The following is a 14,692-nucleotide window of genomic DNA, read 5'->3' as shown; positions in this document are numbered from 1 at the left end:
TCAAAATCAACTTATGCGGGCTGCGCAATTGCGCGCCCGTGAATCAAGCGCCAAAGTTTCCCGATTATCGGGAAAACAGCGCGACGAATAATCAGAATGGCCAAAGTCAGCGCGGCGATAGCGGAAACAAGCAGAAACAGATCATTATAGGAGAGCACAGTTGCTTCCTTCGCGATCTGCTGGCCAAGCAGCATCGCACCTTCAGCCTGAATATAGGCAGGATCAGTGATAACCTTCGATATGGCTGCCGATAGCTGCGAAATACGCAAAGTCACCAGAGGATCAGTCAGCACGATCTGGTCATAAAGCGCACGCATATGATGCTGCTGCCGCCATGTTACAAAGCTGCCGAAGACTGCGGAGCCAAACAGCCCGCCCACACTCTGCGTGAAAATGAAAATCACAATAAAGCTGGTGATATAAGCCGGTCCGTTTTTCAGTGCACTCATCAAGCCCGCCGCCATAGCAGGCGGCAAGAACAAGGCTCCGCCGAATGAAATCATCCCCTGACTGAGATACATCATTTCAGGACGGGTCAGATTATTGGCATGACCATCCATGAAGGCACCGGTCATAATCAATATCAGCGCAACTGCATAAATATAGGCCTCACGCCCCGGACGGATAACCATCGCGCAACTGATACCACCCATAAACGAGCTGATAATCAGAACCCAGTAAAGGCCGGTGCTTTGCTCATTATAAATGCCGAGCGCCTGAAACATACCCGTGGCACCCGCTGTCTGCTCCGATAGCACCAGACGAAACACCAGCAACATGCCGGTAAAAGTCAGCGTCTGCCTGCTTGTCAGCCAGCGGATATTAATCAGCGGGTTTTCACGGTTGAATTCAATCGCTGCGGCCAATGCCAGAGCAGCAAAAGCAACCGCGAGACAGATGCCGATCCACGGCGCCTCAAGCCACCAATATAAACGACCGACAACCAGCATCATCGCCAAAAGCCCGAAACCGGTTGCAATCAGCGGATAGCTGATGAAATCCAGCTTTTCGAGCACTTTTTGATGCGGGATCGGTGTCAGCTTGAGTGTATAGACCGTTGCAAAACACAGCATCGCCAGACCGATTTCCAGCATATAAAGCTGCTGCCACAGACCGGCATCCAGCAATATAGGAGAAATAATGCGCGACAGCGGTGCACCAAGTGTCGTGCAGGTCAAAGCAAGACACAGTCCCCAGCTCATTTTCTTACTCGGGGGAAATGCTTCAAGCATATAGAAAAAGCCGAGCGTCGACATAGGCGATGCTGCAGCCCCGGAAAAGAACCGCACAATCAATGCCGAGTTCAGGTCATGGATAAACCAGTGCAGTGATGTAACCACCACAAATGTCAGCAGCCCCAGTTCTGTGAAACGGCGCAAGCCGTATTGCGTGCGGATTTTCATCAGGAACAATGTCAGGCTGACATTCGGCGCCATATAGGCAGCAAGCAGCCATGTTGTTTCCGCAGTCGTTGCACCAAGTCCGCCCTGTATTTGCGGAATATTGACTGCAACCATATTCAGACCAATGCCCTGTGTGATCCACATCAGCAGAGATGCACACACAAAAGCAGCAGAAAGCAGAAACGGTTTTGCCGGTGGTACAGGCGGAGCCGCAGGAGCCTGCGGGGCATCAGATGCAGGAGCTTCCACCGTTTCCTCAACAAGTGCCGGCTTCACCGACTGTTGTGAGGCGGAAGGCACAGCTTCAGCTGATGGCTTTTCAGATTCCTGCACACCGGCATTTGCCGGATGCAGCACTGCATCAGCATCATCTCCGGCCTCTTTCGGCTCATCCTTTCCGGTCACTCTTATATCTGCCATGATAAAATCAGCTGATTGCTTCCATATTCTTCAAAATTACCCGCATAATGCGTAAACCCTCATCCAGATCGGCCTCGCTCAGATCCTGAAGAATGCGGATGCGCAATTGCTCAGCAACAACGTGCAACTCTTCCACCTGATCATGAGCCGCTTCGGTCAGAATGATGTGCTTGGCGCGTCTGTCGCCCTCCACAGCACGCCGTGTGACCAGCCCCTGCTTTTCCAGCCCGTCAATGAGGCGCACCAGTGTCGGCGTCTCAATTTCCAATGCCGCAGCCAGTTCGGTCTGCGTCATGCATTTATGGGTTGAAAGCAAAAACAACGTGCGGGCACGGGACAATGTCATGTCGTGCTCTTTGGCGAATGCATCAAATAAAGTGCGCAGCTTGCGCCCCGCCACGGACATATCCGTGAGCAAATCAGCACGTTTCTGTATGATTGCAGGTTTCATGAGTACACACATAGATAGGAAGCTAACAATTATTATGCTATATAATTTAACTCCTGTTCAAATGCAATCCGCATGATTAAGCTAAACGAAAATTGCGTAGCCGGTTTCAAAATAGAGGACAGAGATGCAAGTCAGCTTCATTAAAACAGCCATTATTACTACCGGTCTTATATTCAGTGGTATGGGCACCTCCAATGCTGCGGAATCCGGAATTTACGGCAACTGGATTACAGAGCGCATTCAGGGACATAAAGTGCATGCAAAAGTGCAATCCACCCTTGATATTGCGCAGGATAGCAAAATTTCCGGCAGTGGCGGCTGTAATCGCTATATGGGCGGCATGAAAATTAAAGGCGATAAAGTAAAAGTGCAGCCGGTTGGCGCAACACTGATGGCCTGCCCGCCGCCAATGATGCAGCAGGATTCCAAATTTCACGCTGCACTTAATCTGGTCACAAGCTGGAAACTCAGCAAAAACAAACTGATCCTGATTGATTCAAAAAATCGTGAAGTGCTTCGTCTGAAGCGTGCCTGAAACCCTAAAAACAAAAACGGGGCGGTTTACACCACCCTGTTTTCCTAAAGTCAGAAACTATCTTTAGCGCACCTGATCGAGCAGGCGCTTGCATTCCAGCAAATCGAAAAGTGCTTCCTGCAACAAAGTGCGGTTGTCTTTATTCAGGCGTTTGGAATCAGCGCCCATCGGCCCCTCTTCATCACCGCGCAGCAGACCAAATAATTTACGGCCTCCTGAAGACTGGCGCTGTTCTTCCGGATCATAATCATCAATCGCCGCATCCTGCGCAGCTGTTGCCTGTTTCTGACGTGTTATCGCCTCAACAGCAGCAACATCTCCATTGCCGAGCGCAATGATAAATTGTGCATTATTTTCACGCAGCAAACGCTGCACGCCTTTGATTGTATAGCCCTGATCATAGAGCAGATGACGGATGCCCTTAAGCAATTCCACATCCAGCGGACGGTAATAACGGCGTCCGCCGCCGCGTTTCATTGGCTTGATCTGGGTAAAGCGCGTCTCCCAGAAACGCAGCACATGTTGCGGCAAATCCAGATCTTCCGCCACCTCACTGATCGTCTTAAACGCATCAGGACTTTTATTCATGTACTGCCCCTTTCCGGTCGTAAAGGAGTATCACTCAAACGATACACAACTTGAATGAATCACATTTCCTGCAAAAACAAGGCATTCCGCATATAAACATATAAAAAACAGGCCTATCTCTGACAAAAAAGTCGAGAATCCGGTTCTGACCGCGGCACTTTGTTCGGCATTTATAATGATTCTTATTATCACCTACCATAATGCAAAAATCGCAGGCTGCATAATGCCTTAAGCGGAAAACCTATCAAGGTTAAAAATCCGTATATCTCACGGCACTGAGACAGGCCCTGATCCGCCCCCCATGCGCAGAAAGTAAAACACCGGCCACATATGCAGCCGGTGCTTCAAAATCGGAAGCCTTTAAGTAAGGCAGATAATCAGGCCTTGGCCTTATTACCCTGACGGGCAAGATGCTGATCCAGAATACGCTGTTTCAGCACATTTGATGCTTTGAAGGTCATAACCCGACGCGGCAGAATTGGAACTTCCTCACCGGTTTTCGGATTACGGCCAATGCGCTCATTCTTGTCGCGGACCTGAAATGTTGCAAAAGATGAAAGCTTAACAGTTTCACCATTCACAATGGCATCACAGACTTCGTCAAGAATCATTTCAACAAGTGACGCAGATTCCGTACGTGAAAGCCCTACCTTGCGATAGACAGCTTCAGCCAGATCGGCACGCGTGACAGTCTTACCCCCCATGATGAACCTACTCGGCTAGCGTTAAAGGTGATAATATCTTGTATGTGCAACAGGTTACACAGATGCAACGCCGATGGTCAAGCAGACTTTTGTACCGTATGAAACTTCTTTTCAGTCAATAAGCCATTGAAATGCTGTTTGAGTGCCCTACCAGCGCAGCAAAACCGCACCCCAGGTAAAGCCGCCGCCCATTGCTTCGAGCAAAATAAGGTCGCCTTTTTTGATGCGGCCGTCTTTCACCGCAGTCGCCAAAGCCAGCGGCACGGAAGCTGCGGATGTGTTGCCGTGCTGATCGACGGTGATCACAACCTTATGCTCTGCAATGTTCAGCTTCTTGGCAGAGGCATCAATAATGCGCTTATTGGCCTGATGCGGAACGAACCAGTCAATGTCCTCAGCACTCAGGCCGGTGGTTGCAAAAGAGGCTTCGATCACATCAGTAATCATGCCCACTGCATGTTTGAAAACTTCACGGCCTTCCATACGCAGATGACCGACTGTCCCGGTTGTTGAAGGGCCGCCATCAACATAGAGTTTTTCTTTATGGGAACCATCAGAGCGCAGGTTGGCTGTCAGCACACCGCGATCAGAGGTCAGACCATTGCCCTCACCGGCTTCGAGAACCAGCGCACCCGCTCCGTCGCCAAACAATACGCAGGTCGTGCGGTCTTTCCAGTCGAGAAGACGCGAGAATGTTTCCGCACCAATCACCAATACGCGCTTGGCCATACCGCTCTTGATATACATATCAGCCGTTGTCACAGCATAGACGAAACCGCTGCACACAGCCTGCATATCAAAGGCAAAGCCGTGCTTCATGCCCAGCGCATTCTGAATTTCGACAGCACTGGCCGGAAATGTATGATTTGGTGTGGAGGTTGCCAGAATGATGAGATCAATATCATCCGCAGTCAGGCCGGCATTTTCCAGAGCAGCCTGTGCGGCTTTGGTGCCGAGAGATACGGTCGTTTCATTCTCCGCAGCAATATAACGCTGACGGATACCTGTACGCTGAACGATCCATTCGTCAGATGTTTCGACAACCCCTTCCAGCTCGGCGTTTTTTACAACGCGTTCCGGTGTGGCTGCACCAATGCCTTTAACGACGGATCTGATCATCAGTAATTTTCCTGTCTGACATATCGGGCATCTTGTCGAGGATCTGGCGCAAAGCAAGCCATCCGACGACACCGGATACATATATTGATTTTGTGCGTGCTCGTCCGGCGAGACACTGACGTGAATTTATCGCCGGATAATTGCAATATAGTGTCAGTCATTACAAATGCCTGAACGGAAAGCAATGACTGACAGAATAAAGCTTATATGGAAATCATATAAGGCGAATTTACGATAGAGCGGCTTACGTTCAGATTACCTCACAGCACTCGCTCTAGATTCTTTAGTTTGTCGCATTGTCACTGTCGTCAGGTTGATCCAATTTGACTGTGAAATGCTCTAAATTAAAGGATCAGGCCGGTTTTGCAGTTGCGTCTGCCGTATCGCCGGTCACTTCAGCATCATCAGCTTTGTAATGGCTGTAAAATGTGGTCAGATCCGCCTCAATCTTTTGCATAAGACCATTGCGCACCATGTCATAACCCACCTCAATCGCCGAACAGAAACCGTCAACATTAGCGCCGCCGTGGCTTTTAATAACCACACCGTTGAGACCGAGAAACACACCGCCATTGACCTTGTTCGGATCCATCTTTTCCCTAAGGCGATTAAATGCGCCTTTGGCAAAAATATAACCGATCCTCGCCATCCATGTGCGACTCATCGCACCACGCAGATAGGCCGCAATCTGTTTGGCAGTACCTTCGGCAGTTTTCAGAGCGATATTGCCGGAAAAGCCTTCTGTCACAACAACATCGACTGTGCCTTTGCCGATATCATCGCCCTCGACAAAACCGTTATATTCAAAACCCGGCAGCGGTGTTGCTTTCAAGGCAGCGCCCGCTTCCTTGATTGCATCCAGACCTTTGACTTCCTCAACACCAACATTGAGCAGGCCGACTGTCGGACGCTTAATTTCAAACAGCGCGCGTGCCATACCGGCACCCATCACCGAATAATCAATCAGCTGACGGGCATCGGCGCCAATACTCGCACCCACGTCCAGTACAATGCTTTCGCCACGCGTGGTCGGCCAGATCGCCGCAATCGCCGGACGTTCAATATTAGCCATCATACGCAGGCAGAATTTCGCCATTGCCATCAGTGCACCGGTATTGCCTGCGGATACACAAACATCGGCTTCACCGTTTTTCACCGCTTCAATCGCCTGCCACATCGTGGATTTGCCGCGACCATTGCGCAAAGCCTGACTAGGCTTATCGTCCATCTGCACCGCGGTTTCGCTGATATGCAGCACCGATACAGCTTTCAGTTTAGGAAATTTATCCAGAAAAGGTTCGACCTGGCCTGCTAAGCCATAAAAAACAAACCGGATGTCAGGATGACGCTCCAGTGCATTCGCCGCAGCGGGGATAACCACTTCAGGGCCAAAATCGCCCCCCATAGCGTCAATAGAAATTGTGACCACTTGATCGTCCTATACCGGTCCTCACAAAACCACACGGGTTTGCCATAAAGGCTGCCTGTCCGGCATGATTTAAATGTATATTCCGCGTCCGCAAAGCAAACGTGAATATCTTCGTCTTCTTCATCTGCGAAGTTGCAGCCCTATACAGCACTGCAAGCCGCCCTGAATTTTGCAAAATAACTTTTTTGCCTGCGCGCACAACTTATTTTTAATTATGGCACGCAGACAACATTCCGCGAAACGGCAGCTCCCACAGCATGTTTTTGAATATAAAGCACTTTACAGGCTTTGACTATTCAAATCACGCGGGGCATCCGCCGTTTGAAAACAGAATCTCAGTTTTTGTCACGCAGCTTGGCCAGACCGGCAAAAGGCGAATCCGGCTTGATGTCACTTGTGTCTTCATCTTCATCATCTTCGATGATTTCGACATAATCCGCCTCGGCTTTGCGAGGATAAGGATCAAGTGCCAGCTCGAAAAATTCCTCAGCCACCGCGCCGACATCAATACGATCGCCTTCAAAGGTTTCCGGCATATCCGGCCCTTCGGCATCAATCAGCATTTCACCGCTTTCATCCAGACGGATGCGTGCAAGGCGGGAGTTTTCCGGTACGAAAACCGTATCCACTTCTTCACTGATCGTTGCATTGATCGGCTCAAGCGTCGCAACGCAAGCCTGCACGATCTGCGCTTCAATATGACCGCGCAGTTTAATGCCGTCTTTCTTCCAACGTGTAATCAGAAAATCTGCCGTGAATGAATCAACCGACAGCAATTCATGATTGGCAGCCAGAAGAGTGCGCTCTTTCTCATTGGCTTCGATCTTAACGGTCATGCCCTTAGGCGGCACATGCGCCACCGGCACCGGATGGCTTAAGCCCGCATTACCCGACCCGTTATGTTTAGTCATGATAAGTCCATTTCGTTTCAACGCCGGTGCAATACCGGCATTTGTATTTGTATTATTTATGCAAAGCTGAAGCTTGCTTCAAGGAAGCTACTGTCCGGCTGCTCACGTAAATGCGCATAAACCTGCATCACATAAGCGGCCATTGTCTCACTATGCTCCCATTCTTTACCGGCCTCGGTCAGATCAGGACGCACATTACGGCCGAGAGCGACAGCCAATGCCGCGCTGTCATTCTTGTCGATTGCCTCAGCATAGCTCAGTACACGGCCATAATACATGCGCGCCAGTTTTTTCATGCGCTTCGGCACGCCCTGATCGCCGATACCAAGCTCACGCAGGGAATGGTCGACATCTTTGAAGAACTCTTCGGCAATGTCCTGCGTCAGTTCTTTCAATGCCGGATCTTCAGATTTCAGCCGGTGCATCAGCAAAAACACATGTAAAGACAGCATTTCATAGCGGCCGATCGGCGTATCGGGCACAAGAAACACCGCGTAAAAGCGTTTTTGTCGTGCTGCCGCCACGATTTTCTCATAAGCAGACAGTGTAATTGCTTCATTTACTCGGGATTTGCGTCTTAATAAATTAAGAATCATCATTTAACGCCCATGCTTTTGTTGCATCCGGATGCAAGGTGGTTTACCCAAGTTCATCTGGATACGGAAGTACCGTTGGGATAATGGTTATGGAGATGTCGTCGTTGCAGCGTATTTTCGCACAAAACCGCAGCAGAAGCTTGCTCATTACAGGCGCAGCCGTGCTTTTTTCGCTCGGGCTTGCCGGTTGCAATACCGCAAGCACGCTCAATCCTTCAGAAACTTTGACTGAAGGTTACGTCCTTGATGAACAGGCACTTGATTCTGTTCCTGTCGGTTCCAGCCGTGAGCAGGTTCTGCTGACGCTCGGCACCCCGTCAACAACTGCTACATTTGATAATGAAGTCTTCTACTATATTTCGCAGAAGCGTTATCGTGTTGCGCAGTTCATGGCGCCTAAAATCATCGACCGCCGCATTCTTGCTGTTTACTTCAACAAGGATGGCAAAGTTTCTCAGATCGCCCATTATGGTCTGCAGGATGGTAAAGTCTTCGACTTCATCTCCCGCACAACACCAACCGGCGGTAAAGATCAGAGCTTTATCGGTCAGCTTATTCAGGGCGTTGGCAAAATGCCGACCTCCCTGCCGGGCACGATCTAAACTATTTCTGCATGATTGCAGTAATGATAACAAAAACGCCGGTGAGATATTCTCACCGGCGTTTTTCTTTACCTGCAGGCTTTACTGATGCGCCAGTACTGCAAGCAGCAGCAATGCCACAATATTGGTGATCTTGATTGCCGGATTGACCGCCGGCCCTGCCGTATCCTTGTAAGGATCGCCGACAGTATCACCGGTGACCGAAGCCTTATGCGCTTCCGAGCCCTTCATATGCTTCACACCATCGGCATCGGTGAAGCCATCTTCAAAGCTCTTCTTGGCATTATCCCATGCGCCGCCGCCGGAAGTCATGGAAATCGCCACGAACAATCCGTTGACGATCACGCCGAGCAAAGAAGCACCGAGTGCCGCAAAAGCAGAAGCCTTGGAGCCGGAAATCAGCAGCACACCGAAATAAACCACCAATGGCGCCAGTACCGGCAGCAATGACGGGATAATCATCTCGCGGATCGCAGCTTTGGTGAGAATATCCACCGCACGGGCATAATCCGGCCGTTCCGTACCGCTCATGATACCCGGCTTTTCACGGAACTGACGGCGCACTTCCTGCACCACCGATCCCGCTGCACGACCGACTGCCGTCATAGCGATACCGCCAAACAGATAGGGAATCAGACCGCCGAAGATCAGTCCTGCAACCACATAGGGGTTGGAGAGATCAAAAGAGACTGGCCCCATATCGCTGAAATACGGATAGTTCTGACTATTTGCTGCAAAGAATGCCAAATCATTGGAATAGGCTGCAAACAGCACCAAAGCACCAAGACCGGCTGAACCGATGGCATAGCCCTTAGTTACCGCCTTGGTGGTATTGCCTACCGCATCCAGCGCATCTGTTGCCTTGCGCACTTCCGGATCAAGCCCCGCCATTTCCGCAATACCACCGGCATTGTCAGTGACAGGGCCAAAAGCATCGAGCGCCACGATCATACCGGCAATGCCGAGCATCGCTGTCACTGCAATCGCTGTGCCGAACAATCCGGCCAGCTGATAGGTGGTAATGATACCGAATACGATAACAATCGCAGGCAGTGCCGTTGATTCCAGTGACACAGCCAATCCCTGAATGACATTGGTGCCATGTCCGCTGACAGAGGCCTGCGCAATCGAATTAACCGGACGCTTGTTGGTTCCGGTATAATATTCCGTAATCACCACGATCAGACCGGTGACAATCAGACCAATCAGCCCGCAAATGAACAGGTTTGTACCGGTGATGGAAATACCGGCAACAGTACCGACCTCTCCCCAGCCGATAGTCAGCGTGGTTGCTACTGCAAGCCCCACCACAGACAGCAGACCGGTTGCAATCAGCCCCTTATACAAAGCCCCCATAATGGAGTTATCCGTGCCAAGCCGCACAAAGAATGTACCGGCAACGGATGTGAGAATGCAAAGCCCGCAAATAGCCAGCGGATAGAGAATGATTACTGGCAGCAATGGCGTACCGGCAAAGAAGATCGCCGCCAGCACCATGGTTGCCACCACGGTTACCGCATAGGTCTCAAACAAATCCGCAGCCATGCCGGCGCAGTCACCAACATTATCGCCGACATTATCGGCAATGGTTGCCGGATTGCGCGGATCATCTTCGGGAATACCGGCTTCAACCTTGCCGACCAGATCGCCGCCGACATCGGCACCCTTGGTGAAAATACCGCCACCGAGACGGGCAAAAATAGAAATCAGCGAAGCACCGAAGCCAAGCGCCACCAAGGCATCAATCACCACACGGTCACCGGAAGCATAGCCCATTATTACCGTGAGCCATGTGTAATAACCGGCAACGCCAAGCAGCGCCAAACCTGCCACCAGCATGCCTGTGACTGCACCGGCGCGAAACGCTATCTCCAGCCCACCTGCCAAACTCATCGATGCCGCCTGTGCTGTACGCACATTGGCGCGCACGGAGACATGCATCCCGATAAAGCCGGCCACGCCGGACAGAACCGCCCCGATCAGAAAGCCGAAAGCCGCATAGGCACCCAGCAACCACCATGTAATGAGAAAAACCACCGCACCGACGAAAAAGATCGTCATATATTGGCGTGCAAGATAGGCTTGTGCACCCTCGCGGATTGCTCCTGCAATTTCCTGCATCCGCGCATTACCCGCATCCGATGCCAGTACCGAGCGGATTGCCCAGCCTGCATAGACAAGTGCGAGAATGCCACAAATAAGAATGAGTATGAGAACTGCCATGCGTATTCCCCTTATTCTTCGGCCTTTATAATTCCGGCATGAGAACCGGATTATCTCCCGATAACGGAGGACGGCATGGAGCAAGGTACAGCAGTCATTTAAAGCGCGGAGTGCGCTTCTGAAAATGCTCACAGTCTGTTCAGACAGCAACAGAGGGCAGTTATTTCAGTTCAGAGTCCGGCAGTTTGATTTACCCCATAATCCTGCTCTGAAATCTCTCAGTCTTCAGGATTATGTTTCGTTCAGCATCTGTCTGATCAGCATGCTTCAGGCTTGTCTTCCGGTATTCTGTGCGCAGGATGCGAAAGCCTGTAACAAAGGTCAAGTGCCTGTTTTAAAAACGGTAACAGCGCAAGTACCGGCAATATAAAAAAGCCGGCACAATATTGTACCGGCTCTGATGGCTTTAAAATGCATCGCAAAGGCAATCACCTCTGCCAAACACCGTCAGCGCGGCGTTTTTCTGGTTCCGCGGCTCTCGCCACGAATTTCGAATGCCAGACGATCCAGCACAGCATTGACGAGTTTCGGCTCATCTTCTTCGTAAAAAGCCTTGGCAATATCTACATATTCCGAGACGATAACGGCTGTCGGCACTTCTTTTTTAGTGCGCAATTCCCAGATACCCGCACGCAAAATCGCACGCAGGGTCGAATCAAGGCGCGACAGCGGCCAGTCTTCGGTCAGCGACTGGCGGATCATCGGATCCAGCACACGCTGGTCGGCAACCACACCGGCAATAATGGCGCGGAACCATTGAGGGTCAGCTTCCAGATACTGATCGCCGTCAATATCTTTGCCGAGGCGGAAATTTTCATATTCAGCAGCAATGTCCAGCACGCCGGTGCCGGTGACTTCCATCTGATACAGTGCCTGAACGGCAGCAAGGCGTGCAACGCCTCGCTTATTGGCGGTGCGCGGCGCATTCTGCGGCGTCGCATGAGGGGCGGTCATATCAGACTCCAAATTTTTTCTGTAAATCAATCATCGTCAGGGCAGCGCGCGCTGCAAAACCGCCCTTATCTTTTTCACTGCGTTTGGCGCGGGCCCAGGCCTGCTCTTCATTTTCAACAGTGAGAATGCCATTACCGATCGCAATGCTTTCCGCCACAGACAGGTCTGTCAATGCGCGGGAGGATTCATTGGCAACGATTTCAAAATGATAGGTCTCGCCGCGAATGACGGTGCCAAGCGCAACATAACCATCATATTCTGTACCGCCACCGGCTTCAGCATCAAGAGCGAAAGAGATAGCCGCAGGAACTTCAAGAGCGCCCATGACCGTCACAATATCATAAGTCGCACCGGCTTCATCCAGCGCCGCTTTGGCACCATCCAGAAGCGCGTCAGAAAGCGCATCGTAAAAACGGGCTTCAACAATCAGAATATGCGGCGGATAGGCCAGATTTCCGGTCATCTCATTCTCCATAATCAGCTGCCTTTAAAGCAATTGAATCCACGACTACCAGAGCGGTTTATCTGAAACTGCCACAGGTCAAGAACACTGTATCCTCTCCCGCAGGCACAGGCTGCTTACGGGAACGTATATAAATCATATTCTATAGAAACCTGCGGCACTTACAATGTAAGCAGCCATACATTTTTCAATATGCTTTTTGCCCGCAACAACAGCGAGACCCTGCTGCGACAGATCAATCTGCACAACTGAGTTAAAGCAACGCCTGAACGGTAATGACTGCTGCTCTACAGCATTGCGGCTGAAAAGTAATCCCTGTTTGCAGCTTTTCAGTGATTTTGTCGCATGCGTAAAACAAAGATGCCGCTTATCTGCATAAGCGGCATCCCGTCCGGTTGTCATAAAAAAGGTGTTTATGCCTTAAACTGCGCAAGGCGGGCTGCATAGCGCGCCAGCTGGTCGATCTCAATATTGATCTTGTCGCCGACCTGACGTTTGCCCCATGTGGTGACTTCCAGCGAATGACGGATCAGCAGCACATCAAATTCATTGCCGTTGACGCCATTGACTGTCAGCGACGTGCCGTCCAGTGCCACGGAGCCCTTCTGCGCGATAAACGGCGCCAGATTTTCCGGTGCACGGATGGTAAAGCGCACTGCCTCACCTTCCTGCTGAATATTGATAATTTCCGCCATGGCATCGACATGGCCGGATACAAGATGACCGCCCATTTCATCGCCAAGCTTCAGCGAACGCTCCAAATTGATTTTGCGTCCGGCTTTCCATTCGCTGATCGTGGTCAGACGCAAGGCTTCTTCCCATGCTTCCACTTCAAACCAGCAGGCATTGCTTTCAATATCCGGCAGGCGGGTAACAGTCAGACACACACCCGAACAGGCAATAGATGCACCGATCTCAATGGTTTTCGGGTCATAATGCGTATCAATACGCAGTCTTACACCTTCATCCATCGGGCTGATTTCAGCAACTTCACCGATATCTGTAACAATGCCTGTAAACATAAGAAATCCTTCTCATTCCCTGCTTATCAAAAACCTGCTTTGCGCTTGTATTCACTCAAAACATCTGACGCAAAATGGCTTTCGCCGGTTTTGACAAAATCCGCATCAATGAAAGCCTGCAAACCCTCAACCGCCAGCGCCTGACCATCCCCGTTGGAAAGGATCGGGTTCGGCCCGTCAAAAATCATCAGCTTATCAACCAATCCCTGTGCCAGAAAAGCCTGCGCAACGACTGCGCCGCCTTCAACCATGACTGTAGCAATGCCCTGCGCTGCAAGGTCATCCAGCAGTTCCGGCAAAGCGATTTTTTCATCCTCGCATTCCGTTGCCAGAATGCGGCAGCCGGCTTCAATCAGCTGCTGGCGTTTTGCCGGATCAGCATTATTGCTGGCAGCAATCCACAAAGGCACCTGACGCGCGGAACGCACCAGTTTGGATGTGAGCGGAATACGCAACTCGCTGTCGAGAATAACGCGGATCGGCGAACGATCCTGCAGACCCGGCAAACGGGTATTCAGCACCGGATCATCCGCAATAACCGTTCCGACACCGATCATAATCGCATCGGTCTGGGCACGGCGCATATGCACCTGCGCAATACTGACCGCACCGGTAATGGCAATCTGCCCTCGTCCGACGCAGCCGACATAGCCGTCAACCGACAGTGCCAGCTTCAGCATCACTTCCGGACGCTTGCGGAAAGAGCGTGACAGATAGCCTGCCAGCTCATCGTCGCCCTGCTCGCGGCAGACATCGGTGACAACTTCCAGCCCTGCATCGCGCAAAATCTGATAACCACGACCTGCAACACGTGGATCAGGATCGCTGCTCGAAGCAACAACGCGCTTGATGCCTGCAGTGACCAGCGCGGATGCGCAAGGTGGCGTGTGGCCGTGATGAGCGCAAGGTTCCAGCGTGACATAGGCGGTTGCGCCCTTTGCCAGTTCTCCGGCCTCAGCCAGCGCTTGTGTTTCGGCATGCGGACGTCCGCCTTCAGCCGTCACACCACGCCCGACAATCACCGGCCCGTGACCGTTATCCGCTACAATCAGCGTCGCCACAGAAGGATTGGTTCCCGTAATACCAAGATGGCGGCGTGAATAGCGGATTGCAGCCGCCATAAAGCGCTTATCAAGCTCCGATGCACTTCCCTCACCAGAATGGGTCTGACGGGCTGTCGCGTTCTGAGGTTCATTCATATGCCAAATTCCAGTACGGAGTGTTTTGTACCGCCTGCCTTTAAGCCAAACAGATTCAAAACCTATTTACTTT

At 51.2% G+C, this 14,692-nt stretch carries 15 protein-coding genes; 2 read left to right on the top strand and 13 right to left on the bottom strand.

What is annotated here, in order from left to right; genetic code table 11:
* Positions 1-11: 11 nt before the first annotated feature.
* The gene (locus tag LDL70_RS05160; protein WP_370637806.1) at positions 12-1,547 is read right to left on the bottom strand and encodes an MFS transporter; all 1,536 of its coding nucleotides are present in this window, start codon (positions 1,545-1,547) and stop codon (positions 12-14) included.
* Between the two features lie 283 nt (positions 1,548-1,830).
* Positions 1,831-2,274 (bottom strand): MarR family winged helix-turn-helix transcriptional regulator, encoded by a 444-nt coding sequence (locus tag LDL70_RS05155; protein ID WP_075655637.1) that lies wholly within the window; start codon positions 2,272-2,274, stop codon positions 1,831-1,833.
* Positions 2,275-2,398: 124 nt separating this feature from the next.
* Between LDL70_RS05155 and LDL70_RS05150 the strand changes: the two genes are divergently transcribed.
* Positions 2,399-2,809, top strand: coding sequence for an META domain-containing protein (locus LDL70_RS05150; protein ID WP_225687580.1), 411 nt, complete (start codon positions 2,399-2,401; stop codon positions 2,807-2,809).
* 63 nt (positions 2,810-2,872) lie between these two features.
* On the opposite strand, the gene LDL70_RS05145 is transcribed toward LDL70_RS05150, so the two are convergent.
* From LDL70_RS05145 to LDL70_RS05120, 6 genes are all read right to left on the bottom strand, one after another.
* The gene (locus LDL70_RS05145) at positions 2,873-3,397 is read right to left on the bottom strand and encodes a MerR family transcriptional regulator (RefSeq protein WP_022710774.1); all 525 of its coding nucleotides are present in this window, start codon (positions 3,395-3,397) and stop codon (positions 2,873-2,875) included.
* Positions 3,398-3,774: 377 nt separating this feature from the next.
* Entirely contained in the window at positions 3,775-4,101 is a 327-nt protein-coding gene (locus LDL70_RS05140) for an integration host factor subunit alpha (protein ID WP_022710773.1), read from the bottom strand.
* Between the two features lie 147 nt (positions 4,102-4,248).
* Complete coding sequence (locus LDL70_RS05135) at positions 4,249-5,220, bottom strand: beta-ketoacyl-ACP synthase III (RefSeq protein ID WP_075655639.1); 972 nt, start codon at positions 5,218-5,220, stop codon at positions 4,249-4,251.
* Between the two features lie 352 nt (positions 5,221-5,572).
* Positions 5,573-6,649, bottom strand: a complete 1,077-nt coding sequence (gene plsX / locus LDL70_RS05130; RefSeq protein ID WP_121992771.1) for a phosphate acyltransferase PlsX — start codon at positions 6,647-6,649, stop codon at positions 5,573-5,575.
* A 335-nt stretch (positions 6,650-6,984) separates the two neighbouring features.
* Complete coding sequence (locus tag LDL70_RS05125; RefSeq protein WP_225687578.1) at positions 6,985-7,560, bottom strand: DUF177 domain-containing protein; 576 nt, start codon at positions 7,558-7,560, stop codon at positions 6,985-6,987.
* 56 nt (positions 7,561-7,616) lie between these two features.
* A complete protein-coding gene (locus tag LDL70_RS05120) occupies positions 7,617-8,156 on the bottom strand; it encodes a ubiquinol-cytochrome C chaperone family protein (protein ID WP_255618315.1) in 540 nt (179 codons plus the stop codon).
* 89 nt (positions 8,157-8,245) lie between these two features.
* On the opposite strand from LDL70_RS05120, the gene LDL70_RS05115 reads away from it, so the two are divergent.
* Positions 8,246-8,758, top strand: coding sequence for an outer membrane protein assembly factor BamE (locus LDL70_RS05115; protein ID WP_075655863.1), 513 nt, complete (start codon positions 8,246-8,248; stop codon positions 8,756-8,758).
* An 81-nt stretch (positions 8,759-8,839) separates the two neighbouring features.
* Here LDL70_RS05115 and LDL70_RS05110 read toward each other — a convergent pair whose 3' ends face one another.
* From LDL70_RS05110 to ribD, 5 genes are all read right to left on the bottom strand, one after another.
* A complete protein-coding gene (locus tag LDL70_RS05110; RefSeq protein ID WP_075655646.1) occupies positions 8,840-10,981 on the bottom strand; it encodes a sodium-translocating pyrophosphatase in 2,142 nt (713 codons plus the stop codon).
* 447 nt (positions 10,982-11,428) lie between these two features.
* Positions 11,429-11,935, bottom strand: a complete 507-nt coding sequence (nusB, locus tag LDL70_RS05105; RefSeq protein WP_075655648.1) for a transcription antitermination factor NusB — start codon at positions 11,933-11,935, stop codon at positions 11,429-11,431.
* A gap of 1 nt (position 11,936) precedes the next feature.
* Complete coding sequence (locus LDL70_RS05100; RefSeq protein WP_028233523.1) at positions 11,937-12,398, bottom strand: 6,7-dimethyl-8-ribityllumazine synthase; 462 nt, start codon at positions 12,396-12,398, stop codon at positions 11,937-11,939.
* Positions 12,399-12,811: 413 nt separating this feature from the next.
* The gene (locus LDL70_RS05095; RefSeq protein ID WP_151157945.1) at positions 12,812-13,420 is read right to left on the bottom strand and encodes a riboflavin synthase; all 609 of its coding nucleotides are present in this window, start codon (positions 13,418-13,420) and stop codon (positions 12,812-12,814) included.
* Between the two features lie 26 nt (positions 13,421-13,446).
* Entirely contained in the window at positions 13,447-14,541 is a 1,095-nt protein-coding gene (gene ribD, locus LDL70_RS05090; RefSeq protein WP_033315962.1) for a bifunctional diaminohydroxyphosphoribosylaminopyrimidine deaminase/5-amino-6-(5-phosphoribosylamino)uracil reductase RibD, read from the bottom strand.
* Between the last annotated feature and the right edge of the window lie 151 nt (positions 14,542-14,692).

It is taken from the genome of Pseudochrobactrum sp. XF203, assembly GCF_020341615.1.
GTDB lineage: Bacteria > Pseudomonadota > Alphaproteobacteria > Rhizobiales > Rhizobiaceae > Pseudochrobactrum > Pseudochrobactrum saccharolyticum.
The sequence above is the reverse complement of the archived record's forward strand: the minus strand, read 5'-3'. Positions and strand labels throughout refer to the sequence as shown.